This is a genomic window from Phytobacter sp. V91 (assembly GCF_965644225.1).
GTDB lineage: Bacteria > Pseudomonadota > Gammaproteobacteria > Enterobacterales > Enterobacteriaceae > CBFFRJ01.
Window position 1 is genome coordinate 1 of sequence record NZ_CBFFRJ010000255.1, and the last position, 2,153, is coordinate 2,153.

Sequence of the window (2,153 nt, forward strand, 5' to 3'; positions counted from 1 at the left end):
CCTCCGGCATCGCGTTCATACTGACGTAGCCAGATACGCAGGGTCTCAGGCGTACAGCCTATTTTGGGGGCGATGGAGCTGAGGGCTGCCCACTGTGAGTCATAGTCGTTCTGATTTTCCAGAACCATACGGACGGCGCGCTGACGAACCTCCGGGGAGAAACGCGTATTTTTAGTCATCCTGTCTACCTCTCTCTCAAAGAGTTTAGTCTCCAGGATTCCCGGGGCGGTTCAGTACTGCCGGGGCACCAGGCCCGTTGAGGCAGCAAAATCGCGGCTGCAGTCATACTGTTTTCCATCACCCAGTTGAGTTGAGAGTAGGCTTGCGGTCAAAGGACCGATACAGTGGATCGAAAGCAATCACTGGCCTGCACTATCTTCGTCCAGTGATATTTTCGACTGTCATAAAATAGTTAACGGGGCAATAACCATAAACTTCACGTCGCGCTCATCCTGGAAGATGTTGCCGTAACCGCCGCTCCAGCTTGGAATATCTGAGTGGTTGTCGTACTGAGTGAAGTGGAGTTTGAACAGCGTTCCTTTCGCCCGGCCGTCCTGCACGGTGTACATGGCATCGAGGCTGTAGGCCGACTCTTCCAGACGTTTGTCCGCGTTGTAGTACGCATCGGGCGTTGCCATTTTGCCCGGTTTCGCATCCCACGCGTAAACGTAAGACGCACCAAACGCCCAGCCCGGCATATTCCAGTTTTTCATGTCGTACATGGCGCCGAAGAACACGGCTTTTTCGCCGTTGGCGTTGAAGTCTGAGCGGTTATCCCACCACACGTCCAGGCGACCGTTAGAGGATGCGTAGGTTGGAGTCATACGCTGCAGGAAGTAGCCCTGCTGACCTTCAGCCTTCACCCAGGTGCCTTCCAGACGCAGGTCCAGCACGTCGGCAACCTTGTAGCCAAAGGTTAGCGCCTGCAGCCAGGCGGTGCCGTCATAAATATCGTTCGCGCCGCCGTTGCTGACCTTATCGCGGGTACCGTAGAACTGATAGCTGGTGCTTAACGGAGCGCCGGCGACGTCAAATTTATAGCTGGCCTTAGCAAAATACTGGTCGATATAGCCTTGAGCCTGGCCAAACGCGGCTTCCAGCATGAAGTCATTTTTAAAATCATATTTGGCGCCCAGAGAGTGCAGAAAATCGACTTTCGTCTTCTTATCGTTCTGGTAGAACTCATCCATCTCAATGTGCCACGGCGCTTTGTATTCGTTCGTCCACATGTAGGAGAAACTCAGCGCGCCAGAGTCGCCGTAATCAAAGTTGGCTCCGGCTTCGGCACCTTGATAAGTGCCCGGCATAAAGCTCCAGTGTGGAGCCAGCAGCGTTTGTCCGGTTGGCAGAATATAGCCAGCGCGCGCCCACGTCGGGCCATACTTAAATTTTGCCGCCGCTTTATAGAGGCTAATCCCGCTCTTGTCGCCGGAGTAATCTTCGTCGTAGGCTTTATTTCTTGAGGAGAAGGCAATTTCGTTCGGGTGACCGCTTTCGCTGCTTTCCGCCATTTCAATTGCGGTAAAGGCAGCCACGTCAATACCAAACATATCGGCAGCATAGCCGGACTGGAAATCCAAGTTGGCGTTCCAGGTTGAATGTGAAAGGTTGGTTTTGTACTTATCGCCGTCGGTGACGTCTTTACGGTCGCGCTCACGCTGCCAGTAATAGATACCGCCGGTTAACGTGGAATCATCAATAAAACCTGCTGCGCTGGCCTGTGGAACAACGATCCAGCTCGACATCGTGGTGACGACAGCAATAGCCAGTACCAGCGCGCTACTTTTGCAACTAAATGTATACATCTGAGGATCCTCTATTAGTTACTATGAAGTAAGTATCCTCCGGCAGAGCCGGAGGCTTTAGGCTGAGCGCCTCAAAGGCGCCGACAAACCATGAGCCGCCTAAGGCGGCTGCTATACGTTCAGTTTCATTTGATCGTATCGTTCGTCTTCTCTCTCCTGGTTGCGTATGTATGCCCTGACCGTGGCTTCATCCAAACCAACTGTTGAAACGAAATAACCTCGTGCCCAGAAAACTTCACCGGTGAAGTTTTTACCTCTGCCGAAGTGCCGTGCTATCGCTATCGCGCTTTTTCCCTTCAGATAGCCGACGACTGTCGATACCGAATATTTTGGCGGTATGCTGATGCA

At 52.8% G+C, this 2,153-nt stretch carries 3 protein-coding genes and 1 pseudogene; all 4 read right to left on the reverse strand.

Going from position 1 to position 2,153, the window contains the following annotated elements; genetic code table 11:
* Positions 1–179, reverse strand: a 179-nt coding sequence (locus ACSZO4_RS25385; protein ID WP_437891858.1) for a transposase, incomplete at its 3' end; no start/stop codon positions are given.
* Positions 180–233: 54 nt separating this feature from the next.
* A pseudogene (locus tag ACSZO4_RS25390) lies at positions 234–359 on the reverse strand (transposase); the annotation flags it as partial.
* A gap of 42 nt (positions 360–401) precedes the next feature.
* On the reverse strand, positions 402–1,805 hold the full coding sequence (gene chiP / locus ACSZO4_RS25395) for a chitoporin ChiP (protein WP_437891856.1): 1,404 nt from the start codon (positions 1,803–1,805) through the stop codon (positions 402–404).
* 111 nt (positions 1,806–1,916) lie between these two features.
* Positions 1,917–2,153 (reverse strand): IS200/IS605 family transposase (gene tnpA / locus ACSZO4_RS25400; RefSeq protein ID WP_437891857.1); only part of this gene is annotated, 237 nt, incomplete at its 5' end.